The sequence below is a fragment of the Lacipirellula limnantheis genome (genome assembly GCF_007746075.1).
GTDB lineage: Bacteria > Planctomycetota > Planctomycetia > Pirellulales > Lacipirellulaceae > Lacipirellula > Lacipirellula limnantheis.
The window spans coordinates 2,800,004-2,826,313 of the sequence record NZ_CP036339.1 but is presented as its reverse complement, the minus strand read 5'-3'; the positions used below and the strand labels follow the sequence as shown (position 1 = coordinate 2,826,313).

15 protein-coding genes are annotated in these 26,310 nt (G+C 61.6%); 8 read left to right on the top strand and 7 right to left on the bottom strand.

Annotation, left to right across the window (positions count from 1 at the left end):
• Positions 1 to 107: 107 nt before the first annotated feature.
• From I41_RS11110 to I41_RS11090, 4 genes are all read right to left on the bottom strand, one after another.
• Entirely contained in the window at positions 108 to 1,115 is a 1,008-nt protein-coding gene (locus I41_RS11110) for a carbon-nitrogen hydrolase family protein (RefSeq protein ID WP_168206813.1), read from the bottom strand.
• A 114-nt stretch (positions 1,116 to 1,229) separates the two neighbouring features.
• Entirely contained in the window at positions 1,230 to 4,295 is a 3,066-nt protein-coding gene (locus I41_RS11105; protein WP_145432611.1) for a PVC-type heme-binding CxxCH protein, read from the bottom strand.
• A 45-nt stretch (positions 4,296 to 4,340) separates the two neighbouring features.
• Positions 4,341 to 5,237 carry a ThuA domain-containing protein gene (locus I41_RS11100; RefSeq protein ID WP_145432610.1) on the bottom strand — a complete coding sequence of 299 codons (897 nt, stop codon included), beginning with the start codon at positions 5,235 to 5,237 and terminating at the stop codon, positions 4,341 to 4,343.
• Between the two features lie 1,449 nt (positions 5,238 to 6,686).
• On the bottom strand, positions 6,687 to 7,166 hold the full coding sequence (locus I41_RS11090) for a COG3415 family protein (RefSeq protein ID WP_145431511.1): 480 nt from the start codon (positions 7,164 to 7,166) through the stop codon (positions 6,687 to 6,689).
• A 535-nt stretch (positions 7,167 to 7,701) separates the two neighbouring features.
• Between I41_RS11090 and I41_RS11085 the strand changes: the two genes are divergently transcribed.
• The 3 genes from I41_RS11085 (at position 7,702) to I41_RS11075 (ending at position 11,236) form a co-directional block, all read left to right on the top strand.
• Positions 7,702 to 8,919, top strand: coding sequence for a Gfo/Idh/MocA family protein (locus I41_RS11085; protein WP_145432608.1), 1,218 nt, complete (start codon positions 7,702 to 7,704; stop codon positions 8,917 to 8,919).
• 79 nt (positions 8,920 to 8,998) lie between these two features.
• A complete protein-coding gene (locus I41_RS11080; protein ID WP_168206812.1) occupies positions 8,999 to 9,703 on the top strand; it encodes a HEAT repeat domain-containing protein in 705 nt (234 codons plus the stop codon).
• A gap of 135 nt (positions 9,704 to 9,838) precedes the next feature.
• On the top strand, positions 9,839 to 11,236 hold the full coding sequence (locus I41_RS11075; protein ID WP_145432606.1) for a HEAT repeat domain-containing protein: 1,398 nt from the start codon (positions 9,839 to 9,841) through the stop codon (positions 11,234 to 11,236).
• A 21-nt stretch (positions 11,237 to 11,257) separates the two neighbouring features.
• Here the strand turns inward: I41_RS11075 and I41_RS11070 are convergent, their stop codons facing one another.
• The gene (locus I41_RS11070; protein ID WP_168206811.1) at positions 11,258 to 13,102 is read right to left on the bottom strand and encodes a glycoside hydrolase family 36 protein; all 1,845 of its coding nucleotides are present in this window, start codon (positions 13,100 to 13,102) and stop codon (positions 11,258 to 11,260) included.
• A 424-nt stretch (positions 13,103 to 13,526) separates the two neighbouring features.
• On the opposite strand from I41_RS11070, the gene I41_RS11065 reads away from it, so the two are divergent.
• From I41_RS11065 to I41_RS11045, 5 genes are all read left to right on the top strand, one after another.
• Positions 13,527 to 14,567: a sialidase family protein gene (locus tag I41_RS11065; RefSeq protein WP_168206810.1), complete on the top strand. Its 1,041-nt coding sequence runs from the start codon at positions 13,527 to 13,529 to the stop codon at positions 14,565 to 14,567.
• A gap of 13 nt (positions 14,568 to 14,580) precedes the next feature.
• Positions 14,581 to 16,068: a hypothetical protein gene (locus tag I41_RS11060; protein WP_145432603.1), complete on the top strand. Its 1,488-nt coding sequence runs from the start codon at positions 14,581 to 14,583 to the stop codon at positions 16,066 to 16,068.
• Between the two features lie 242 nt (positions 16,069 to 16,310).
• On the top strand, positions 16,311 to 19,514 hold the full coding sequence (locus I41_RS11055; protein WP_210421158.1) for a PSD1 and planctomycete cytochrome C domain-containing protein: 3,204 nt from the start codon (positions 16,311 to 16,313) through the stop codon (positions 19,512 to 19,514).
• Between the two features lie 73 nt (positions 19,515 to 19,587).
• Entirely contained in the window at positions 19,588 to 21,033 is a 1,446-nt protein-coding gene (locus tag I41_RS11050) for a DUF1501 domain-containing protein (protein WP_210421157.1), read from the top strand.
• 109 nt (positions 21,034 to 21,142) lie between these two features.
• Entirely contained in the window at positions 21,143 to 22,333 is a 1,191-nt protein-coding gene (locus I41_RS11045; protein WP_246133856.1) for a lactonase family protein, read from the top strand.
• Between the two features lie 450 nt (positions 22,334 to 22,783).
• Here the strand turns inward: I41_RS11045 and I41_RS11040 are convergent, their stop codons facing one another.
• Complete coding sequence (locus I41_RS11040; protein WP_145432601.1) at positions 22,784 to 24,154, bottom strand: sigma-54-dependent transcriptional regulator; 1,371 nt, start codon at positions 24,152 to 24,154, stop codon at positions 22,784 to 22,786.
• A gap of 37 nt (positions 24,155 to 24,191) precedes the next feature.
• Positions 24,192 to 25,802, bottom strand: a complete 1,611-nt coding sequence (locus I41_RS11035; RefSeq protein WP_168206809.1) for a protoglobin domain-containing protein — start codon at positions 25,800 to 25,802, stop codon at positions 24,192 to 24,194.
• Positions 25,803 to 26,310: the final 508 nt, after the last annotated feature.

Here is a 26,310-nt window from a genome sequence, read left to right as displayed (position 1 = left end):
ACCAAATCAACTGGACATCGCAAGACGCCATACGCGAAGTCTCAGGGGACGCCCGCTCGGCGCCAGTCCACCCAAACGTCGGCCGTCAGTGCGCACGGCAACAATTGTCAGTTTGGCGTCTGCTGCTCGCTTGCCACGGGCGAGCCGTCTGGCGTCTGGGGCTTGAGGTTGATCCTCTTGCCTTCCACACGTCGCTCGTTGATCTCCCGGCGACTGCGCTGTCGATACTCTCGTAGCGTCTCAAGCTCAAACTCTCGGCAAGCAGCGCGAGCCGAAACGCCTGGGGCGGTTGCCTTGAGAACGTGCCATCCTTCGAATTTCCCCAACTCGGCGATCTCTTCAATTTCGCCCTGGTGCTTCTTCAACAGCGCGCTGACTTTCTCGCCGTTGAAATCCGAGTGCACGATGGTGGTGTCGAGGTCGATCGTCGCGATAAACTGCTGCGGCAGCGGAGATTCGACCTCTTCCAGATCGCGTCCCATGACATCGATGATGTTCCCCCGCCCGACGGCGACGATCGCGTAATTGTGAATCATCGCGTAACCGTTGAGGGGAATGCCGCCGGCGTACGCGCTCGGCCACAGAACGATCTCGGCCCCCTGCCGCTCGGCGCTCTGCCACACTTCGTCAAAGTTAGCGTCAAAGCAAGTGAGCAGCGCGATTCGGCCAAAGTCCGTGTCGAACGTTTTCACCCCCTCGTCGCTGGCATGCAGATCTTCGTCCCAGAAGACGAAAACTTTGCGGTAGTACCCGGCGATCTCACCCTCTCGATCGAGGAGGACGGCCGTGTTGAACTGTTTTCCGTCGGGAGCCTGCTCGCGAATGGGGCAGACGACCCACATGCGATGCTTTTTCGCGAGCGCGCCAATCGCTTTGGTGGTGCGGCCGGTCAGCGGCTCGGCCTCCAATCCCGCGAACTCCTCCGGCAGGCACGCGATGTCGACCTGACGACTCCCGGCAACTTCGAGGTGTTCGCTCGCCAACTTCATTTTGGCTTCCCATTCTCCGCCGAAGCCAATGGCAATCGCCGAGACCTTCACCGGACGGCCGATCGGCTCCGCGTGAGCTCCGGCCGGCGCCAGCGACAACGCCCCGCAGAGTACGAGAAATGTCATGATGGTTTCGCGGCTGCTCATCGGCCAGGAACTCCAAAAAGTCAGTTAGTTTTCAGGATTGCAGGGCAAGTTAGCGACTGGCGACGCACGCGATCGCTCGCGATCGGCGAGGCTTCACATCGGCGGCGTTGTGGAGGAAAGATACGCGAACAAGTCGCGGATCTCTGCTTCGGTCAGGCCATCCAGAAGTCCCAACGGCATCAGCGATTCAGCGTTAGACCCCATCTCTTCAATTTCGTCTTGTCGAATATAGTGCAGCTGTCCATCGACCCCGCGCAGCACCAACGACTCGGGAGTTTGTTCGACCTTGAAGCCCGAGAGCGCGCGACCGTCGTCCGTGATCGCCGTGTAGGTCTCGAATCCTTCGCGAATCTCGGCGTTCGGATGGACGACGGCAAGCGCCATGCGTCCGACGTTCGCGCGGTTGTAGGCGGTAAGTTCCGGCCCCAGATCCCCTCCTTGGCCGAAGAGCCGATGGCATTTGCCGCAAGCGAGCTTTCCTTCGTACAGGTCCTTGCCCGCGAGCGGCGAGCCCACTCCGCCCTTGACGATGGACGTGACCTCTTCAACGCGCGCGTCGATGTCGGAGAGTTTGACGTCGCTGCGCGGGAAGAGCTGATCGAGTTGCAGCCGGCGCGGGCTATCGGCGACTCGTCTCATGCGGGCAATGAGATCGGCGTCCAGAAGCGATCTATCCACTGTATCGTGCTCGACGGCGGCCAGGAGCTCGTCGATCCATTCGCGTCGACTGCTGAGGGCGTGAATGGCGACGAGGCGCGTCGACGGATCGAGCTGTGGCCAAGCGGCAAGCATCGCCCGGCCCGAATCAGCCTCGCCATAACGCAATAGCGCGTTGATTGCCGCGCATTTGACGCTCGGCGAATCTGCTTGCGTCAGCCGATCCGTCAGCATCGGAAGGGCATCCTGCGGAGCCGCCCCCGCATCGCCAAGAGCGTTGATCAGCGCGATGCGCCGATCATCGGCCACCGACGGATCGGCGGCCGACTTAATGGCCGCGGCCACAGCCGCCGGATCGCGGCGACGGACGGCGATCAATTCCGCCAAGGGCCCCCCCACACTCGCGAGCTTCGCGGCAAGCGCATCGGGAAGCGGCGGCAGCGGGCGGCCCTCAAAGGAGGCGGCGAAAACGGCGACGAGCAGGCGAACCTGTTCGTCGTCGGGGGCCAGTTCGAGAAGCTCTGCGCAAGATCGCAGATCGTCGCCTCGGCCGGCGATGGCCCAGCGCTTCATGAAACATTGCGGCATCGTCAGACCGGCGACTTGAACTGCGCTGCGCCAATTTTCGTCATTGTGAAGTTCGGCGAAGATGAAGTCGCGGCGGTCGGCGTGGGCCTCCAGGGCCCACCAGATGGTTCGCGGCAGGTATACGTCGCTGGCGTCTTCGGTGCGCCGCGAGAGTTCGAATGCAATCGGCACCCCATGGGCCGCGGGCAGGCGTTTGGCGGCGGAGGCCAGACGGCAGCGGACTTCCACCACGGTCTCATTTTTAGCGAGCATTAAGAGTGCGGCGCCGCACTCCGGCGAAACGGCGTCGCGATCCGCGATCAGTTGAGCGGCCCAGCCGCGGACGTCAGCGTTGGAGTGCGCCAGCGCGGCCTCGAGCTGCCGGGCGTCTAGGCCAATAGAGACTTCCAGGGCCCATAACGCCTCTAGCGCCAATTGATCATCGTTCAGCCGGACGAGGTCCCAAAGTCGCGCACTGATCGCGGGGTCGCGACGATCGCCAAGGATCCGTCGCGCCTGTTGTCGGCGCCAACGGTTGGGATCACGCAAACATTGCTCCACTAACTCGCTGGACGTCAACGACGCTAAGTCGGCGGGCTTTGAAGGCGAGTAATCGCCCCCCCGCAGTCGGTAGACTCGCCCGATGCTTGGATCGATTTGACCTTCGTGGCTGTGATAGTGGTTCGCTTGCGCGGAATGCCAATCGGCGATATAGAGGGCGCCGTCAGGGCCGATCTGAATGTCGACCGGCGTGAACCAATCGGCCTGCTCAGACTCGCTCGGCCGGACGACTTCGCCGAGATCGTGCGTTTGCCTCGAAGAACCGTCAGGCGTGATCTCGCACAGCGGAATGCAATGCTCGATCGGGTTAAGAGCGAACATCCGGCCACGGTACCGGGGTGGCAGTTGATCAGCTTCGTAAATTGCGAACGTATGCGTGAATCGCTGCGCGGCGTTGTGCCGCATCGGGCGATGATAGTCAAAAGCGTACGGATTGGAGAGCTGACCATGTTTCGCGAACGTTTTCTGCCAGTAGCCGCCGGGCAAGTAGTGAAACCCTCGCGTGTCCCCGCCGTTGTGTCCGGAGTAAATTCGGCCCGCGGCGTCGATCTCGACGCCGAACGCATTGCCGCCCCCTTCGGCGAAGACTTCGTACCGGCGTCTTTCCGGATGATAACGCCAGACGTTCTGCCCCATAGTGCGAATTGCGGGCATGTCCACGCGCGGTTGTCCGTCGTCGCTGTGGACGACGACGTTGCTGCTCACAGTGCTTCCTTGCGTACCGTAAATCCAACCATCGGGCCCCCAGCGGAGGCTGTTCGCCAAGGAGTGCGAGTCCTCGAAGCCAAAGCCTGAAAGAAGAACGTCGGGCTTTGCGTCATCGGGAACATCGTCGCGATTACGATCCGCATAGAACAGCAAATACGGCGGGTTGAGTACGAAGACGCCGCCTCGACCAGGAAGAGCCGCCGTCGCCAGATTCAGCCCATCGAGAAACACCTTGTGTTGATCGAAGCGGCCGTCCCCGTCGCTGTCTTCGTGGATCGAGATCCGATCCTGCCCTCGAAACGGGGAATCAGCGGCGTGCGGGGGCGGAGGTGCGAACGGCGGGTCGTAGATATTCCGCCACACGCTGTCGTGGCTGAGCAGTTTCAGTCCAGCCGGCCAAGGATACTGCCGATACTCGACGACCCACAGCCTGCCGCGCTCATCAAACGTAAGGTAGAGCGGCTTCGCGACCAGCGGTTCCTGCAGCACGAGGTCGAAGTCGAGATCTTCGGCCACCAGTAGCTTCGGTTCGCCGCTGCTGGGTCGGGGGCGAAATTCTTCAGCGCCGAGGACAACGCCTCCGAGTTCCAGCCAACTGGCGGCCACGACCATGACAGCCGCCGCGACCTGCAGACGCTCGGAGATGCGATCAAGTAGCGGCTTCATGACGGGCTCGCGCCATTGGGATAGGGTATTTGCTCCGCCATTGCTTTACGCCGGAGGCATCACCTTGGCGCCCGGCGTCGCCTGCTCGAGATTCGGCTCGACGTCGGCGTCGACGTCACCCATGGCCCAACCTAATCCGCCCAGGAATATTTTCTGGAACGTCGGATCGCTCCAAACATCCTCGCGATGCCCCATCGAAGTGTAGAAGACGCGCCCCTTCCCATGGCGACGGGCCCAGGTCGACGGGAATGGCGGACGCTCGTAGTCTTTGCCTTCCATCCCCTGCGTATCCTGCGCCAGGATCACATGAAGGTCGTCCGCAAAGTTCTTCAACGAGTACCATTCTTCGTTGAGCGCGAATGAGTTCTCTTCGTCGCTGGCAGCTTCAGCCAGTCCCGGAAAGCTCGCCGACTTGATGACCTGCCGCGACTTCTGCTGAGGGCCATGGCTGATGAACTCGCCGCCCAGCATGGCGATGTAGGGGTCAACTTCCGTTTGAGCTTCCCGCGGCGGACCAGCGGAATGAAACGTGTCGGCCGCGCAATGCGAACCCACAAAGCCCATGCCGTCGGCGACTGCGGCCAGCAGCCGTTTCTTACCCTCGGCCGACATGGCCGGATGCATGTCGCTGCCAACCGTCGTCAGATCGCCCGTGGTGTAAAACACCACCGCGTCGTAGACGGAGAGATCGTCGTCGAACACGCGTCCGTCTTTGGTGGCGTGGACGTCGAAGCCATGTTGTTTGCCTAGGTCGATCAGCGTCTGTTCGGCGTACGAGAGCGTTTCGCCCTCCCGCTTGATGGCCGAGTGCTCAAAACCGGCGCTCTTGGTGAAGAAGAGGATGCGATGGCGGGGGCTGGCCCCTGCTAGCGCTTGCCGCCAGGGGAATTGGAAGCCCGCGGAAAGAGCCGCGGCCGAGAGAAGTAGCTGACGGCGATTCATGGCAGACGTTGACTCCGGAAGAGAAGTGAGCGGACGCGTCGCGCGAACCTGGCGATAGTATACACTCGAGCGGCTATTGCCGAATGGTCCCTGGATGAATCGGTTGGCGCTTGGCTACCCGTCGACATGGCTTGCTTGAACGACGGCGGGCCCTAGTGCTCTGTCACAACTTGATTTTCGGGTCGAGGGACTTGAGTTTACCGCGGGCGTCTTTGACTTTCATCGCCAGTCGACGCCGCGCTGGGTGGTGTTGACGTCGGTCGACCAGGCTCCTCGTTCGGATTGCGGCTTACGAGCGGCGCCTCAGCGACCTCCCCTGGCATGGGTGGGAATTCCGGATGTGCTAGAAGTCCCCGATTCTTCTGTGCCAACGCATTCTGCCGCCGCTAAATCGACGGCAAAAACGGGGCAGGAATCATTGCAGCCCATCGGTTAACACTGCTTGCGACGGTAAAGGTCTTCATCGGCCTCCGCTCGACATCTCTGTCGACTTGCTGCGGTGCGTACGCCCCGGCGCGTGGCATCTGACACCGACGGCGAGGATAGTCGGTTCGACGCGACGCCGAGCTGCGGACCTTCAAACAGAGCAATCCTCATCCACCTCTCGCAAAGTTGTCTTCGAAGGCATCTGGTCGCTCACGATTGCCTAGCTTGCTTACCGTCTTTTTGAGCTCTCGCCTGTCGCGAGGGCGGTTGTGTACCTCACACGACCGCCCTCGACAGGGGCGGTCCCTTTGGAAAGGAACGTCCCATGAACTGCTCAGCAATCGTCGCTGCTGATGACGCCCCTCCCCTCCCCTGGCAAGCCTCGTTCGTCCAGATGCTGCCGACGATCCGGCGCTACGCACGAATCGCCTTCCGTGAACTGGCCCCCGAAGAACGCGAAGAGGCGATCCAAACGGTCATCGCTTCGGCTGCGGTCGCCTATGCCGGGCTGGCGCAGGCGGGTCGAGCGAAGCTCGGCTACGCCACGCCGTTGGCCCGTTACGGCGTGCGGCGTTATCGATCCGGGCGCTTGACCGGAAGCCGTGACAACGCGGCGGACGTCGGCTCGGTGAAATGCCGGCTGCGCGGCTGTCGCACCGAACCGATCGACTCGATCGCCCAGTCCATTAGCGACTACCGACGGGCAAGTCCCGCGGAGATGGCGGCGCTGCGGATTGACTTCAGCCAGTGGTACGGTTCGCTCTCCCGTCGTGATCAGCGCGTGGTCCACGCGCTGGCGCAGGGGGAACGGACGAGCGCCGTCGCGGAGCTCTGTCGGCTGACCGCCGGACGAGTCAGCCAGCTGNGGCGCGAGCTNCACGACAGCTGGCGGNTGTNCGNGGGAGATGCGGCTNCGAGTCCGTGCTAGAGCGCGCGGGAGNNCTGCCAGCGCCGGGGCGCNCGCTCTGGCGCTGGCGGCCGCCCTGCCCTNNCCTGANGAGCAAGGGGGGCTTTGCTTAGCTATCAGCGACGAGGAGTGCGCTGGTTCTCGGTAGAACTTGAATTCCTTGCCGAAAAATGCCAAGTGACGGGCAGCGGGCGGGGCGAGATCGATCGCCAACGATCATGCGTGACCGTCCAGCGGATTAATCCCAACTCGTGTTGCAGAAACCGCCTGACGTCGGCGCCCCGCAACGAGCACACTCCATCTTGGGCCGTGGGACCGGCCTCAATCCGCTGACGAATTGGTTGTTCTTGGTCAGGGGTGAGCGGAGAACTCGGCTGTCGGCCGCGATGATCCTCCAGCCCCGCCAGGCCGTTTTCATTGAAGCGATAGACCCATTCTTGGCAAACCCGCCCAGACAAGCCCATCGCCATCGCGGAGGCCGTCCATCCTTCCGTCGCCAGGATGACCTCCCGCAAACGCTTCGACGCTCGGGCGTCCTTTTCGGCGCGTTCAAGTTGCTTCAGGTCGTCCAACGTCGGTCGGGGCTCCACCTCCATCGCGACCTCCTTTCGGGTTAGTCGCTCTAGCTTGATGGGTAGAATGGGGCGCGCAATAGACGGCGCGCTGCTCTTACTTCGGATCGGTATCAGTCCGCCGGTTTGGCGCACGGGCCAAGCTGCAATCCGAACTGGGAGCCTGGTCGACCGACGTCAACATCACCCGACGCGGCGTCGATTGGCGACGAAAGTCAAAAACGCCCGCGGTAAACTCAAATCCCTCCACCCGAAAATCAAGTTGTGACCGAGCACTAGGGGTCATCGGCTAAGATCTGATCCTTTTCTACGCCGAAATGCGTCACGCGCCACCGCGCGATGCGTCCATTCGTTCGTTGACTGGCCGCGGAACTCCGGAGCTCAACAATTCGACGACCGGCGCAGTCGCGAAACGAATTGCCAGAGCATAGAATCCAAGGATCATTCGTCTCCTCATCGCGGCGGTTGTCAGCGCCGCCGCCTCGTCAATCTCGTCTGATTCTGTTCACCTCGTTCCCAGACGCTTTCCCAAAACCCAAGAAACCTAGGGGTTCAATCGATGAGTTGCCGCCAGCCGACGCGCCGCAAGTTCTTGCAGACCGCCGCCGCAGTCGCCTCTGTACCGTACGTGATTACGTCGAAGGCCCTCGGGCAAGGCGACGTCCCGCCCGCCAGCGACCGCATCGTCATGGGCGGCATCGGCATCGGCAACATGGGCGCCAGCGACCAGGGAGCTTTTCTCGGTCGTCCCGACGTGCAGTACGTCGCCGTTTCCGACGTCAGAGAAAGTGTCCGTAAGACAGCCAAGGAGCGAGCCGACCAGCACTACAAGAACGGTGATTGCCAGACGTACAACGACTTTCGCGAGCTGCTGGCGCGAGACGACATCGACGCCGTCCATGTGGCGACGCCAGACCATTGGCACGCCATCATGGTGATCGAGGCCTGTCGCCACGGCAAAGACGTCTACTGTCAGAAGCCCGAGACGCTGACGCTTCGCGAAGGTCCGTTGATGATCGACGCAGCCCGCCGCTACGCACGCGTCGTGTCCGGCGGAAGCCAACGCGTCTTGGAAGACTACAAAGAACTCGTCGGCCGTTGTTGGGGCGGAGAGTTAGGCGAAATCAAGTCGATCAACGTGAACGTCGGCCCGCTGTCGCAACTCTGCAATCTGCCGGCCGAGACGACGCCGCCCGATATCGACTGGGAAATGTGGCTCGGCCCAGCGGCTTGGGCGCCCTACAACGCGGCGCGCTGCTCGGGCAACTTCGCCACCGATGGCGGCAGCTGGCGTTCGTACGTCGACTACTCCGGCGGCGGCATGACCGACTGGGGCGCTCATCATTTCGGGGGGGCGACGTTTGCCGTCGACGTCCGCGAACTGCAGCCGGTAGAGATCGAATTCCACAACGATCCCGAAGGCAAGCACCTCACTTTCAAATATGCCAATGGCATCTTGCTGCATCACAATCGTCCGAAAACGGAAAACCTCGTCGTCGAGGGTACGCCCGGCGAGAAACGACCAGCGAAGCCAGTGCCGACCTACAAGGGCGAAGGAGGCATCTATGGCGACTTCATTCATTGCGTGAAGACTCGCGAAAAGCCATTCCGCGATATTGAACTGGCCGTGAACACCGTGGCCGTCAGTCACCTGGGCACGATCGCCTACCAATTGCAACGTTCGTTGAAGTGGGACCCCGCGGCCCAGCATTTCCCCGGCGATGAGGAGGCGAATCGATTCCTCGATCGCGCCCGGCGCGAGCCGTGGCAGCTCTAAGCTTTCGATGCTTCCGACGATCCAATTCAAACTAACGCACCTGCGCAATAAGACGCGGCGGCGAATTAAGGAGTCAACCATGCTGAGCAGTGCCTTTGAAGCCCTCAAGACCTACGATTGGGGAACGGACCGCGCCGTTCTGGCGCCCATCGATGAGGCAGTAATTTCGACCCGCGACGACGAAGGAGCGCGGCGGGAACTGGAGGCAAGTCTCGCCGCCGTGTTGGGGACTAACGTCTCGCGCGACGCCAAGGACTACGTCTGCCGCAAGCTGATGGTTATTGGCACGGCTGCGAGCGTCGACGCACTGGCCCGCCTGCTGCCCGAGAAAGATCACTCCCATATGGCGCGCTTCGCCCTCGCGCGGATTCCCGCGCCCGAGGCCGCTGCGGCGATGCGGAACGCGTTGGGCACACTCAACGGCGAACTAAAGGTTGGAGTCATCAGTTCCCTGGGCGCACGGGGCGATGAAGCCAGCGTCGCTGCGATTAGCGAATTGCTGACGAGCGATGATCCGCAAGTCGCCCGTGCGGCGGCGCTGGCCCTCGGCGATATTCGCAACGCGGCGGCGGCGCAGGCGTTGGCGGCGGCAAAGCCGGCCGACCCTGAAGTGATGCGCGCCGTCGTTGACGGCCGGTTGGCGTGCGCTGAAAAGCTCCTCAGTTCCGGCGACAAGTCGGCGGCAATGGCGCTCTACAAGCCGATGCTTGGACCGAATCAGCCGAAACAAGTGCGGCTCGCAGCCACGCGCGGCATGCTGGCATGCACGGGTCAGAAAGAATGACGCCTCGTCCGCTTATAGCGGTCTAACCACGTTGTCGCGGCGGTAGCCGGTCCCGGGAACGCCGATCAAGGCGACGTCCGAGATGCGCAACGCGGCCGTCACAGTTTTGCCAGGATCGTTCGAGAGACTGAAGCCGTGACATATTGCCTATCGACGCTCCGCCTCTTCTGTTGCGCCGTGGGCCTTGCCTCCGTCTGCGGAGCAATCGCCGGCGCCGAAGCTGCTGATCCAAGCGATGAACTTGTCCCGATGGTCATTGAGCTACTGGCGGATGCAGACAAGGATGTTCGTGCGCTGGGGTTCGACCAAGTCCGTACCAGCGCCCCTGGAGAGCAGGCCACACTGGAGTTTGCGGCCCAACTGCGCAAGCTAGCGCCCGAAGGCCAAGTGGGATTGCTCAGCGCTCTGGCCGACCGTGGCGATCCCGGTGCGCGCGACGAAGTCGCGGCGACGCTGAAATCGACTGCGGACGAGAAGGTTAGGTCGGCGGCGATCGCCACGCTTGGCGCTTTGGCTGGTCCGGCCGACGTGCAGTTGTTGATCGAGCTCGTTTCGAGCGGCGAACCTGCAGCAAGGGCTGCGGCGCGCGCCAGCCTCGCCAAGACGGCCTGCGGCGAAACCGTCGCGCTAATCCGCGCGGAACTCAATCGCGCTCCCGCTGCACTGCGAATGGACTTGATCGAGGTCCTCACAACGCGGCGTGCCCTTGAAGCATTGCCGGACCTGCTCCAGGCTGCCGTGGACGACGACGGCAGCGTGCGATCCGCTGCGATGACTGGGCTAGGCCAATTGGCTGGCGCGCAGGAGGTTCCGGAGATGGTGCGCGGCGTTCTCAAAGCCTCCCGGGGTTCGGAACGCCAAGCCGCCGAACGATCATTGCTGCTCGTCTGCAATCGAGCGAAGACCGAGAACACAAAGGCCGAACCGCTGCTGGACGCCGTCAACGCACTCAGTGACGCCGAACGTCAGGCGATCCTGCCGACGCTTGGTCGCACTGGCGGGGAGGGAGCATTGCGGATGATCGAATCGGCGATCGCTGATCAAGACCCAGCGCTGCATGATCTCGGGGTGCGCTCGCTCTGCAACTGGCCCAGTGCGGCGATTGCTCCGCGACTGAAGGAGTTGGCAACTTCGGAAGAACATGACGCTCATCGTGCGCTGGCCTTGCGCACGCTCCTTCGCGTGGCGCCACTGCCCGATGGCCGAACGGACGAAGAGAAACTGGCCTTGCTGCAGCAAGCGGCGGCCATGTGTACGCGGGATGAGGACCGGCAATTCGCGTTAGAAAGGGCGGCAGCCATCCGGACGCTTGAGTCGCTGCGGTTTGTCGTCCCCTATCTTGACCAGCCGACTTTCGCTCCGCAAGCTTGCCAGTCGATCGTGGAACTCGCGCACCACCGCGGTCTGCGCGAGCCGAACAAGGCAGAGTTTGACGCGGCGCTCGACCGCGTTCTCGCGATCAGCGACGATCCGACGGTTCGCGACCGCGCGACCCGGTACAAGAATGGCCAGACGTGGAATCGTCCGCGATGATCGCCGCTTGGCTGGCGACTTCTATTCCTGCGATATCTCCAAAACTCGCGCCGACCGCGGCGGCAGCGAAAGGTTGCCGTGCTCGTCGACTAGCTCGCTAAGGGACTCTCCCGTCCAATAGTCCCGCAGTGTTCCTTGGCGAGGATGCTCCAGCCGTCGGGTCATTACCTCATCGCCCCAGTTAAACAGATAAATCAGCTCTCCCGTCGGCGTCGGCGTGCGCCCTTCGATGAAGTCCCCGTCAGCAAACTGAGCGGCGCGACCCGTCGGCGGAATCAGCTCATTAAGCAGGGCCAAACTCGCGGGGGTCAGCAGCGTCAGATCATCGCCGCTCAGCAATGCGCCGCCTGACGCATGGAGCACGGCTGCGTGAAACAGCACTTCGTTCGGTGGCAGCTCGCGCGCCGCCCGCGGATTCCCGTCTGCGCCCCGCGTCAGTTCCGGCCCCAGCAGCGCACAGTCCGGATCGTTCCACCAGAGTCGGCCGTTCTGCCAACCACGCGCGAGAGTTTCACGTCCACACTCCTGGATGCTCGTCCAATGACGCTGAATGTCGTTCGAGCTCCGCGAGCCGTCCAGCAGTCCAAAGGAGGCCCAGATCGGGTGGTTACACCCAAGCACATAGGCGTCGCCCGCGCCGCGAAGGATCGCGGCCATGCCGCGGCGGTAGGCTTCGATTTTTGTGGCCTTGGCATCGTAGAATCGTCCCTGGCGAATGGCTCCCCAGTAGAGCGCATCGAGCTTGAAGTACGAGCAGCCCCACTCGACGCGCATCGTGCGTATTGTTTGCTCCAGAAATGCCTGGGCTTCGGGATGCGTGCCGTCCAGCACGTACCAGGGCCCTAGTCGCCAGCCGCCGAAACCGACCTGATCGGAACGCAGCGGCTCGCCGCTGTCGTTTTTCACAAACCAATCGGGATGGTCGCGAAACAGCTGCGATTCCGGGCTGGCGACAAACGGGGCCAACCAAATCGCCGGCTCAAACCCCCGCGCGCGCACTTCATGCAACACCCCTTTCACGTCGCCCCCAAATGACTTGCCCGTCTCAAGCCAATCGCCCATCCACGGTTGATAGCCGTCGTCGATCTGGATGTAGCGCAGTTCAGGTGCGTTGGCGACAATCCAGTCGAGGTTACGGCGAACATCGGCGACAGTCACGCTCGGCCCGTACGAATACCACGAACACCACCCCATCGGCGGACGGTCGAACCCACGGCGGCGCGGATGGTTAATCTCGATTTTCTTGGCCAGCCGGTCCAACAGCGTCTCGCGCAGCGGCGCCGAGTCGCAGTAGAGATCTTCTAAGACGGCCTGCTCCCCCGGCGCCAGTTGAATTCCTTCGCAATCGACCGAAACGAGGAGCCGCGACGCATCGAACGAGATCCGGCCGTCGAAGCGGCGGCAAGACGTGAAACCAATCAGTAAGGGCTCGCGCTGCTGGGGTGACAGTAAGAGCATCCCATGCGCCGTGCGCAGGCCTTCAGGTTCCTCCAGCCGATAGTGAGTTCGATCGGGATAGGTCCCCAAGTCTTTAGGCGACGCCAGCGTCCCGACCGTCTGGGCGAGCATCTGAAAAGACTCGCCGTAAATCGGCGTATCGCCCGGCAAGCGATGCTTCCCATCAAACAGGTCGACCCGCGCGACGCGAATCGGGGCGTCGCTGGAATTGACGACAACGGGCCGGCAAACGTCGCCTTGCCAGACGATGTTCACTGACGCTCGACTGGCATCGACTGCACCCTCATCCACTAGCACGACTGTCGCGGTCGCCTTGCGAAGCTCATCGACCAGATTCTCGGCGGCGGCAGCGCCGACGGTTGAAACGAGAAACGCGCAGATGAAGGCAATTAGCGCGGGCAGTGCCATTCGTGGGCGACGCGTTGCGATATCAGCACATTCGTTCATTGCGTAGACCTGCTGCATGCCAATTGGACGTCCGATGACGAGGAATTTGGGCCGAACGTTACGATTGATCGAAGCACCCCAAATTGCAAGCGCTAGTCACCGACGCCGCTGCTGAAGGGCTGCTTTGCACGTCGGGTTGACGCAATCGCGAGCGCGAGCGTGACGCGGATTTGCCAATCTTTGGCGAAGATTTAGAACAAAGATCCATCGCCACAATAGGAGATGGCGCTGTTAAAATGAGCGTCAATCAGCTTGGGATGTTTCGTGGACCGAATCATTTGCAGTATCGGTCTACGATCACTTTCGCACGGTGTAGGGGGCTGCCGGGATTATGTCTACCCATGTGCCACGATTGGCGAAATTGAGGAACTGCAACCTGAGCCGGATGTGGTTTGTCATTGGCATCTGCGTGCTTTGGCAAGCTCCTCATTCACTGGTCAGCGCCGACTCGCCAAAGCATGCCGTCATCTCCCGCGGCGAAGCGGCTGGTCCCTACCAGGCGTTTCCTGATGTGTGCCGGTTGCCCAACGGCGACCTGGCTTGCGTATTCTATGCGGGCTATGGACATGTTTCGCTGCCAACTGCAGAGTGGCCGCGCGGGGGAAGGATTTGCGTCGTCGAATCAAGCGACGAGGGACGCACGTGGAGCGAGCCGCGCGTCTTGTTTGACGGACCGCAAGACGATCGCGATCCTCACATCGCCGCTCTGCGAGATGGCAGGCTGGCTTGCAGCTTCTTTCAGTACCGCTCTGTCGACGGCAAGATCGAACACGATGTCTGTTTGGTTGAATCGTTTGACGGCGGCCGCACCTGGGACGCTAAGCCGCGCGTGCTGGCGGCGGATCGCTGGGCGGTCTCGGCGCCCGTGCGCGAGTTGCCAGATGGAACTCAGCTGTTGGGCGTGTATACCGGAGACGCCTCAACCGCCTATGGCGCCGTACTGCGATCGACAGATGGCGGCCAGTCTTGGAGCGATCCGGTAGCCATCGATCCGAACAGCGGCGTGCGGCTCGACGCAGAGACGGACGTCTTACGCTTGCCCAATGGAAAGATTCTGGCCGCGTTGCGCGGCGACGGGCAAGTGAACCTTCACTTTGCGACCAGCGACGACCAGGGCGTCACATGGTCGCCGGTCGAGGACAGCGGATTCCTCGGCCACTCTCCTCATTTGACGAAACTCTCGACGGGCGAAATCTTGCTGACACACCGACAGCCGGCGACGTCGCTCCACATCAGCCGCGATGACGCGCAGAGCTGGCAAGGACCTATCGAGCTCGATTCCGTGGGAGGCGCGTACCCGTCGACGGTGGAGCTCAAAGACGGCGCGGTCCTTGTGGTCTATTACGAAGAAGGACCAACGAGCGCCGTCCGTGCCATGCGGTTCCGCCTAACCGACGATGGCATCGAGAAGTTAGGCTGGGACTAACTGGAGGCTACCGGTGAACTCGTACCTACGACTCCTCTGCGTCGGCTGCGTGCTCGTCGGACGCACCATCGCGATCGCCCCATTGCTCGCCGGTGAACCATCACGCGTACCGGCGGCCAAGTCAGCTGCCGATATTGGCTCGCGCTGGGAACTATTCGTTGACGATTGGCTGATCGACGGCATGAGCGGCGCGGCGCTCAAGTTGAATACGCCCGAGCGCCGCGAGGTGGTGCTCGTTACCGACGCGCCCTGGGAGGGAATCTCCAGCGCGTATTTCAGCGTGGTTCAAGACGCGGACCTCGTGCGACTCTACTATCGCGGGTCGTCCGTGGGAAGCGATCTGTCGGCCGACCAGGTGACGTGCGTCGTTGAAAGCCGCGACGGCATTCATTTCACTCGACCGAACTTGGGAATCGTCGAGGTGGCCGGCTCCAAGGAAAACAACGTCGTCTGGAAAGGAATCGAGTCCCACAATTTCTCGCCGTTTCTGGACGAGAACCCCGATGGCAACCCCGACGAGCGCTACAAGGCCTTGGCGGGACTAAAGGAGCCGGGCGAGAACTGGCAAGAAGGAACCACTCCCGGCGGCTTGTTTGCGTTTGTCTCGGCCGACGGCATCCACTGGCGCAAGAAAAGAAAAGAGCCCGTCATCTCGAGCGGGACCTTCGACTCGCTGAATCTCGCCTTCTGGGATCCCGTACGAGCAAGCTATGGGTGTTACAGTCGAATCTTCACCGATGGAGTGCGGGCGATTCAAAGTTCCCGGTCAGACAATTTTCTTGATTGGAGCGCAGGCATTGCCAACCGTTACGCCGAAGACGCGCCATCGGAACATTTCTACACGAATGCGACTCTGCCGTGCCCGCAGGCAGAACATCTGCTTGTCTCGTTTCCGAAGCGATTTGTGCCGGAGAGACGGCGAATCGCCGCCTATCGAGAACCGGGCGTTTCCGACGCGATGTTCATGTCGAGTCGCGACGGGGTGAACTGGGATCGCCCATTTCTCGAAGCTTGGGTGCGGCCTGGCCGCGACGAAAAAAACTGGACCGATCGCAATAACATGCCCGCCTGGGGCATTGCCGAAGCCTCGCCGGGCGAGTGGTCGATGTATATCAGCGAACACTACCAGTGGCCCGACAATCGCATTCGTCGTTTGGTGCTGCCTCGACACCGCTTCGCATCAGTGAATGCCGGAGCCCGCGGGGGCGAGTTCACCACTCGGCCAGTGAAATTCGAGGGAGAGCACCTAACGCTGAATTACGCCACCAGCGCTGCGGGCAGCGTACAGGTCGAACTCCAAGACGAGAATGGCCGACCGCTGCCTCGCTATCTGCTTGCCGAGTCCATTCCCATGTTTGGCGATGAGTTAGACGAGCCGGTAACCTGGCAGGGCGGCAACGACGTTTCTGCGCTGGCCGGTCGCAACGTTCGGATACGCATCGTCCTCAAGGACGCCGATCTCTACGCACTTCGTTTCGCTCCATTGGCGAACACGCCATGACTTGTCCGACTACGGCTAAATGCGCATTACTTTCGCTTGAAAGAGTCGGTGCGAAGCTTCTTCAGTGCAATCGCACTGAAGCACGAAGACTGCCATTTTGCTTGCCGCGGCCCGAAGGTCGAGCACCATACAAAATCTTGGTAAGATGATCAGGCAACTCCACCAGATGCGTACGCAAACTTCTCCGCGCGAGGCGACGCCATCGGCTGGCGTTCACCTCGCGTGGTGCGCGGGTAAGTGCCATGACTAGCAAACCCCATTTGCAGCCAGCGGACATGAAGTCAGTCGCTGGCGGTTTCGATCAATCGAACCGTCGTGCAATCGCACGGATCACGGCTTTGCTCGCCGCTATCTCCGCAGCCTTGATCTGCGCACCTCTCTCGGCGTCGGAACCAACGTTCGAAGCGGACGTGCGTCCCATATTTCGCGCATATTGCTTCGACTGTCACGGCGCCACTGACGAGAAAGAGGGAGGCCTCGATCTTCGCCTTGTCAGATTCCAACGGACTGGGGGAGACTCGGGGCCGGCGATTGTGCCAGGCGACCCTGACGCAAGCTTATTGATTGCGAAGATGCGCGCCGGCGACATGCCGCCGAATGGCGCCAAGGTGAAGCCAAGTGAGATCGGAACGGTCGCCCGTTGGATTGCCGCGGGCGCCAAAACGGGCCGCCCCGAACCCGACGCCATCGCACCCGGATTGGGGATCACCGTTGAAGAGCGCGCCTGGTGGGCCTTTCAACCCATCATACGCCCCGACGTCGCTTCGTTACCACATGGCCCCCGCATTCGCACCTCAATCGATGCACTGTTGGCGGCATCGATGCCCTCCGGACTGGAATTCGCTCCAGACGCCGGCAAGCAAACGCTCATGCTACGCGCCTACTTCGACTTATTGGGCTTGCCGCCGACCACGGCAGAAGCCGAGCAGTTTCTCGCCGACGAATCGCCCGATGCGTACGAGCGACTGATTGAACGACTGCTGGCGTCGCCTCATTACGGCGAGCGTTGGGCCCGCCACTGGCTCGACGCGGCCGGGTATGCCGACAGCGACGGGGGCGCGATGCTCGATCCCGTTCGTGCCTGGGCATTCAAGTATCGCGATTATGTGATTCGAGCGTTCAATGCGGACGTTCCCTTCGATCGCTTTCTGCAAGAGCAACTGGCCGGCGACGAATTGGCGGGGCCAATCAACGGCGACCTGACTCCCGAGCAGATTGAACTGCTAACGGCCACTGGATTTCTACGCATGGCCGCCGACCACACGGCCAGCGGCGATGCGACCCCTGAGACGCGCAACCAAGTCGTCGCCGACACGCTGAAAATTGTCACCACGTCATTGCTAGGCGTCTCCGTTGCGTGCGCGCAGTGCCACGATCATCGGTACGATCCGATTCCTCAGTCAGACTATTACGCGCTCCGGGCAGTCTTCGAACCGGCGCTCGACTGGCAAGCATGGAAAACTCCTGCGGAGCGTCTCGTCTCGCTCTACACAGCGGCCAACCGCGAGCAAGCGGCCGAACTTGAGACTGAAGTTCAGAGGATCGCCGCCGATCGCGCTGCCAAGCTCGCAGTGCACATGGCCGAAGCCATTGAGAAGGAACTCGCCAAGTTCCCCGAACCACTCCGGGCGGAGCTTCGCGCGGCCTATGAAACGGCGGCCGATCAGCGGAACGACCAGCAGAAGCAACTCCTAGAGAAGTACCCCAGCGTGAATCTCTCGGAAGGCGTGCTCTATCAATACAATCAGGCGGCAGCCGACGATCTGAAAAAGTTCGATGAACAGATCGCTGCCGTACGCGCGAAGAAACCACCGGAAGAGTTCATTCAGCCGCTTGTCGAGCCGCCCAATCATTCGCCGGAAACCCGCTTGTTTCACCGCGGCGATTACCGCCAGCCGAAGGAAACGATTGCACCAGGGACGCTCTCCGTCTGCTCGCCCGAGTCGGGTCGAGTTGAGTTTCCCGCGAAAGGCGCCGATGCGCCGACCACCGGACGCCGTTTGGCGTTCGCGCAGTGGCTCACGGGACCTGACAATCCGCTGACGGCGCGCGTCATCGCCAATCGCGTTTGGATGCATCACTTTGGTCGTGGGATCGTCGCGACCCCTTCTGATTTTGGGAAACTAGGCGCGTTGCCTACTCATCCCGAGTTACTCGATTGGTTGGCCGCTGAACTTCGGGACAATGGTTGGAGTTTGAAGCGTCTGCATCGCACGATCATGCTTTCGACGGCGTATCGTCAGGCATCGGCACAAGACTCCGCCCAAATCGCCGCAGACCCGGACGGCAGGCATTACTCGCGCAAGAAGGTGTCACGACTAGATGCCGAGGCGCTCCGTGATCGAGCGCTGGCCGCGAGCGGCGCCCTCGATCGCTCGATGTTTGGGCCGGCCATGGGCGTCGTTGAAGATGACAGCGGTCAGATCGTCGCGGCGCCCGGCGTGCAGCGTCGCAGCATCTATCTACTGCAGCGGCGCACGCAGCCGGTAGCGCTAATGCAAGCGTTTGACGCGCCGGTCATGGAAACGAACTGCGACGTGCGTCCGTCTTCGACCGTAGCAACGCAGTCGTTAATGCTGATGAACGGCGAATTTTGGTTGAGCCAAGCGGCCGTGCTTGCCGATCGCGCCCAACGTGAGCCGACCGCAGATTGCGCCGCTGAACTAGTTTCTGGATTGCCACGGCGCTGGGAAGCGGCTCCTGAAGCCTGGCAATTTGGCTACGGCGGCATCGATGTTCCCTCAGGTCGGACCACGTCATTCACGCCGCTCGGACATTGGACCGGCGCCAGTTGGCAGGGAAGCGAGTCGTTGCCCGACGAACATACCGGCTGGGCCCTGCTTCATGCCGATGGCGGACACGCGGGCGACCGACCGGGGATGGCCCCCATTCGCCGCTGGACCGCTGCCGAGGACGGAATTGTCTCCATCCAAGGCGCCCTCGGCCACGCCAGCGAGCATGGCGACGGCGTGCGCGGAGTGATCATTGCCAGTAACTTGGGCGTGATCGGCGACTGGGTCGTGCAAAACGGCGAGGTGTGTACCGCCGTCGAACGCGTGTCGATCCAGGCGGGAGACACGATCGACTTCGTCGCCGACTGTCGCGCGAACGTCACCTCCGATTCGTTTACATGGCGTGTTGAGTTAACGCTGGCCAAGGAGGGTCGTGCTCCTACTGTGTTCCGCTCGCATGAAGGATTTCATGGACCGCGAGAAAGCGCTCCAGGCGTTGAACTCGCCAGCGTCGTCAAGGCCTGGGAGCTTGCATTCGCTCGGTCACCGAGCCGCGAGGAACTGCAAGCGGCAAGCGACTTGATCACGCATCAGCGTGATCAGATACGACGAAATCCTCAGCTGGCGCCCGCCGGCAGATCGCCTGAAATGCAAGCGCTCACGAATCTTTGCCACGCCCTGTTGAGTTCGAACGAGTTCCTCTACATCGACTAATTGCTTTCCACCCGCAATTGGTCAAGGCATTGCCTTCTCTCCGCGTTAATTCTGAATGTTAGGAAGTCGATCCATGCTCGCCCCGCTCACTCGCCGCAGCTTTCTGGCCGAAAACGCGATGGGCATTGGCGCTGTGGCGCTGGCTTGGCTGAATTCTCAGCAGTCGGCCTGGGCAGCGCCGGCAAAGCCCCCTTCGACGCCGATCCGCTTTGACCTCGCTCCGAAGCGTCCGCATTTCGCGCCGCGCGCGAACGCGATGATTTCCCTTTTTCAGCACGGGGGACCTTCGCATGTTGATTTGTTCGACCCGAAACCTGAACTGAACCGTCTCAGCGGCAGCGACTATCCGGGCGAGGTGCAATTCAGCTTCGTCAACGGAGCGAGCAAGACCCTGTTGGCAAGCCCTTGGAAGTTCGCCAAACGCGGCGAGTGCGGCACGGAGATTTCCGAGCTACTGCCGCACCTCGCCGAGATCATTGACGACGTGTGTCTCATTCGTTCAATGCATACGGGCGCCAATGGCCACGAAGTTTCCATTCGTTACTTTCATGGCGGCATCCCCGGCGTGGTCGGTCGGCCGACGATGGGCTCCTGGCTGGTTTACGGCCTCGGCAGCGAGAGCCAAGAGCTGCCGGCCTATCTAGTCCTCACCGACCCCGGCGGGCTTCCGGTTGATGGGGTTAGTAATTGGTCCAACGGGTTCATGCCGCCGCTGTTTCAAGGGACCGTGTTGCGGCCCCGCGAGCCGCGCATCCTAAATCTAGAAGCTCCTGGCCATTTGCGCGGCGTCATTCAGGAGCAGAACCTTGCCTTTTTACGGCAACTCAACGAGCGCCATCTTCACCTCCATCCCGGCGAAGCCGACCTTGAAGCCCGCATCGCGAGTTACGAACTTGCCGCCGCGATGCAAACGGCCGCCTCGGACGCACTTGACGTCTCTCAGGAGACGGCTGCGACCCGCGCCATGTATGGAATCGATCATCCTGAGACGAGCGAATACGGGACGCGCTGCCTGATCGCGCGGCGCTTGGTTGAACGGGGCGTCCGGTTTGTACAACTCTTCTTGGGCGGCCAGCCGTGGGACAATCACACCAATATTCGTGAAGGGTTGCCAGCCATTTGCCGTCGCACCGACAAGCCGTCGGCAGCGCTCGTGAAGGACCTCAAGCAGCGCGGGCTGCTCGACACCACGATCGTCCACTGGGGAGGTGAGATCGGGCGTTTGCCGGTCACGGAGAGCCATGGCGATCCGGCCCTTGCGGGACGGGACCACAACGGCCAAGGCTTCAGCGCATGGGTCGCCGGCGGGGGATTTCAGCCAGGCATCACCTACGGCGAGACGGACGAGTTCGGGCACCGAGCCGTCGCCAACGTAGTCACGCCCAACGACTTTCAAGCAACCCTGCTGCATCTCTTCGGATTGGATCACCGCAAACTAACGTACTTGCAAGGCGGACTGGAGCAACACCTCACCGCCGGGCGCGAAGCGCGAGTCCTTCAAGAAATCATCCGAGCATAGTTCTTAGCTCTCCTCGCAAAGTAATGTCATGACGCATTGTTCGCTTTCACGCCGTTCGTTCCTCGCGAAATCTGCGGCTCTTGCTGGAACGACTCCGTTGTTAGCGAGCATGCGGCTCGCAACCTCCCAGGAGCCGAGCGCGCCGCTGATCGCATACGTCGGAACATTCAGCTCGCCGCTCCACGACGTGCTACCGACCCAGGTCGATCTTCCCCCTGGCAATGGCCGCGGCATTCACATCTTTCAAATCGACCGGCGCAGCGGCGCGCTGACGCCCAGCAGAGTGGTGGAGTCTGGCACAAGTCCTAGCTGCCTCGCACTGAACGCTGCCCGGGACAGGCTCTATTCTGCGAACGAAACCGATCGAGTGGGCGAGGCGCAGGAGGGAACGGTTAGCGCGTACGCCATCAATCCCCTTGACGGCGACCTCAAGTTTCTCAATTCAGTGAGTTCTGGCGGGAGTGGTCCCACCTACGTGAGCGTTCACCCTTCCGGCCGTTTTCTGTTGGTGGCCAATTACTTTGGCGGATCGATCGCCGTCCTGCCGATTCTCGCCGATGGTTGCCTCGGCGAGGCGAGTGACGTCAAGCGCGACTCTGGAACGATTGGTCCCGCGCGAGCGACGAATGCGCCTCCCGGCAGCTATGCTTTCAGCGGTCATGATCGGACTCATGCTCACATGATCGCGGCCGACCCAGCCGGACGCCACGTCTTGCATGCCGATCTTGGCCTCGATGCCATCTTCGTCTGGGTCTTTGATGACGAACGCGGGATCCTCACTCCCGCAGAGGCGCCTCAGACATCGCTCCCGCCGGGCGATGGGCCGCGTCATTTCGACTTCCATCCTAACGGGCGCTGGCTCTATTCAATTCAAGAAGAAGGGTCGACGATTGTTCGGTTCGACTACGACTCCGCGACCGGTAGCCTCGCTGCCCAGCAAACCATCTCGACGCTTCCGCCCGCTTTCGTTGGCAGCAACTTCTGCTCCGAGATACTCGTGTCGAAAGATGGGCGCTTTGTGTACGCGGGTAATCGTTTGCATGACAGCATTGCGATTTTCGCCGTCAGCGATAGCGGAGATCTAACGCACGTCGGCGAAGAGTGGACGCGAGGCAACTATCCGCGCAGCTTCGGTTTTGACCCGCAGGGAGAGTTCCTGTACTGCTGCAATCAACGCGGCGACAACGTCGCGATCTTCGCCGTTGATCGCGATCGGGGCGGACTCACTTTTACGGGGCACTACGCGGCCGTCGGAAATCCGTCGATGATCGTCTGCCTGGATCTTGCGAAGCTGCAGTGAAGCCGCTCCACGCTTGAATTAGCGCGGCGGTAACAGACTTCAAATCATGACCGAGACGCAGGCGACCCTTTGACCCGAAGATGCCTGCTCATTCGCTAAGCGAGCGTATGCTGAGGCCGCTGAGCCGTTGCAACGTTCGCCGGGTGCCCCCGGCGACGTCTCGCCACATCCATGCATCCGTGCTCCGCGAGGATCTTGCCGAAACCCTTACGAAGAAGTTCAACAAGGGACGCATTGGCGCCGTATTGAGGCCTCGGGCTCCGCGAGGGATAGTTGTGGCTAAATGTCGCCGCCGCGGCCCCGTCGACCCTCAAATCCGAACGATGATCCGCGTCAAAAACCGCGGTGGCGAAAGCGCGCAAGCGCATTTTGCTGCCGGTCGCATACTGTACATTAGAATCGAGATGTAAGCCGCCGTCGGCAAACCCTTGATGCCTTTCCGGCCCGCCCTCAATTGGCTGCGGGATCCCCGGCGTCGATGCCATACTTTTCCAGCAGGCGGTAAAGGGTGCGACGGCCGATGCCGAGTGCTCGCGCCGTCCGAGCCTTGTTGCCGCCAAATCGTTTATATGTGTCGGCGACGTGCAGCTTATTGACCGTATCAAGATCGACGTTCTCGCCCACCTTAAGCGTCGGGGCCGCGGCCGCTCCTTTGACGATCTCGGGCGGCAAGTTCTGGGCGCGGATCCACTCGTCTTCCGCAAGAATCTTCGCGCGCTCTACGGCGTTGATCAGTTGCCGCACGTTGCCCGGCCAGCTGTAATTCTCGAAGATACGCAGGACTTCGTCGTCCATGTGCCAGTCAGTCCCCAGAAAGTGATTCAACAGCAGCTTGATGTCCCCTTCGCGTTCCCGCAGCGGCGGCAGAAAGATGGTGAGCACGTTGATTCGATAGAAGAGATCCTCGCGAAATCTACCTTCACGCACCTCTTTTGCCATATCGCGGTTGGTCGCGGCAATGAGCCGGACCCTCACCCGACGCTCCTTCACCGAACCAATCCGCCGCAGCGAGCCGTCCTCCAAGACCCGCAACAACTTCGCCTGCAGCGATCCGGCCAGCTCGCCGATCTCATCGATGAACAGCGTTCCCCCATCCGCGACTTCAAACAGTCCCGGCTTCGCGCCGACGGCGCCCGTGAAAGCCCCTTTCTCGTGGCCGAAGAGTTCGCTCTCCAGCAGCGTCTCGGGCAACGCAGCGCAATTAATCACCACGAACGGCTTGTCCGCAATCGGACTTGCCTCGTGCAGCGCTCGGGCCACAAGTTCCTTGCCGGTACCGCTGTCCCCTTGGATGAGAATCGGCTTGTTCGCGGGCCCCGTCCGTTGAATCAGTCGATAAACCTCTTGCATGGCGGAAGACTCGCCGACCATGCTCGGCGTCCGTTGCTGTTGCTGCTTAATCACCGCCTTGAGCTGCTGGTTCTCGCGCTGCAACTGTCCCGTTTCGCACGCCTTGCGCACCAACCGGTCGAGCTCGCGCAGGCTAATCGGCTTGCTCAGGAATTCCCTCGCACCGAGCTTCATCGCCTCGACCGCGATTTCAATCGTCCCTTCGCCGGTAAGCATCACGACCTCGCACTCGGCGCCGCGGGCTTTCAGCCGCTGCAACACCTCGAGTCCGCTCATGCCCGGCATCGCGAGATCCAGCACCGCGACGTCGAAGGCCCGCCGCTCCGATTGAGCGAGCGCCTCCTCGCCGTCGGCGCACTGCTGCACGCGATATCCGTGTACGCTCAAGTAGCGTGCGATGTCGCTCCGCAGTTCATGGTCGTCGTCGACAAGCAACAGGTCGATATCGGCGTTGGCGCTGGTTTGGCTCATGGAATTTTCTTGCCGGTAAAGTATGGCGGCGTTGCGGTCAGGCCCCGATGGTCGCGTCCGTATCGCAGGCCCCGTTGGGGTGTTCGGGTAGCAGGATTGCAATTCTTGCGCCGCCGCCGGGAGCATCCGCGACGGCGACTTCGCCGCCATGCGCTTCGATGACGCGACGCACAATCGCCAGGCCCAGTCCCGTGCCGCTGGCGCGCGTCGTAAAGAACGGTTCAAATCCCCGCTCCTTGCCATCATCCGTAAAACCGGCGCCGTTATCATCGATCGTCAATTCGATCCAAGGCGCGTCGTCGCGCGTTACCTGCCGACACGAAACGGTCGATTTCAGCGGATCGCCGCACGCGGCCAGTGAATTCTCAAAGATATTGCGAAAAGCCTGCACCAGCCGAAAACGGTCGAGACGCATCGTCGGACAACCTTCCGCCGGCATTGCCTCGATCAATTCCGCGCGGCGATCCCGCCGCACGCCCTGCAGCAAATTCCAGGCTTCTCGCCACAGCGTCGACAGTCGGCACTCGGTCCGTTCCAGCACGATGGGCGCCGCAAAGTTCCGCACTTCGTCGAGCAGCCGCTGCAGGTCGCCCTGCGCGTGCTCTAAACGCTTGAGCAGTTCCGACGCATCGCGCGACTCAGCCAATTGGTCTGTCAGCATCTCCGTGCAGACGCGCATACGCTGGAGCGCGTTGCGGCTCTCGTGCGCCAGCCGCGCGTACATCTCCCCGATTGTCGCCAGCCGGTTCGCCTGCAGCACTTGAACCGCGGCGCGCCGCTGCTCGGTGATGTCGTGCCCGACCGCCAGGACCATTCGGTCGTCGTCCATCCCGTCAATGCGGCTTAGCGTCCAATTAATCCAGCGCGGCGAACCGCCGCGCCGTTCGATCTGCGTCTCGTACGCCACCGGGCCGCCGCCAGCGAAAACGTCGGCCAAGCAGGCTTCCACCTCGGCCCGATCGCCTCCCAACACGCCCAACACGCGGTCGTGTACGTGTTCGATCTCTTTCGCCGAGTACCCCGTCGCCGCTTCGGCGTAGGGATTGAAGTACGCCGCCGTTCGCATCGGGTCGACGATAATGATCAGACAACTCGCGTTTTCCACGAGATGCCGAAACTTACGCTCCCCCCGTTCGCGCTCGAACTGCCGTTGGCGACTTACATATTCAAACTCATACGCATCCTGGATTAACGCATGATCAAGATCGAGCAGCTTGTTGATCGACGTCAACGACGCCGCCAATTCTTCGGACGAGCCTCGCCAAGAGGAGCAAACTGCTTGCTTGATGCCCGTCCGCAGGCGGGAAATCGCCAAGCTCGTAAATCGCTGCTCGAGCCCTATCTCCACGTGCCGATAACCGACGCGCCAGCGGCGCGAAATGTACTCAATGTCGTACTTGCCCGCGAACAACTGGGCCAACCATTCCCGTAGCGTTTGCGACAGCCGCTCGATTTGCTCCGGTCCGCCGGTAATGACGCGCGCGGCATTGGGGTGTCGCTGAATCTCCGCGTAAAAATCATCGATAAGCGATTTCGCCTGAGGCGAGACCAGCGGCCACATCGCAGCCACCCGCTTTGCGTCGCCGTCGGTCCAACCGACATATCGCTGCATCGATTCATAAAGACGCGCAAAATCTTGTTCAGACATGCCGGCCACGGAACTTGGGAACCCTTCCTTTTCCCTAGTTCTAACACCATGCGACCCCCGCACCAATCGCTCGTCCGTCGCGGCGCCTCGGTCGGGAGTGTGGCGCGATCGAACCATGAACTGTTCGCGAGGTATGTTGGGGGCAACTTCGTCAAATCCTGGTGGGCCGCGTTCGATGCTCGCAAGCTTCGGACCAATCGTGCAACTTTCCGCGAACCGCGTCGGCGCCGGCCGGCATGCCTAGATTTTGCCTAAAAAACTGCTTACGCCACTGGCCGCGGCGGCGCCACGCACGCAGTAGACTGTCCGTTGGGGCGCACCCCCGTGTCAGAAACGCACAGTTCCCGGCACAGTTTTGAGATGCCTCGCCGTAAACCGTCCCTTCGCATGGGCGACGCCTCCCAGCCCCCTACGGCGCCTAAATTGCGATTTTTCCCATTAGCCTTCCGCGAGATGCCGCAAAGCTTGCCCCTCAGCTGGCCTCCCGCCGTCTCTTCTACATAAGGAA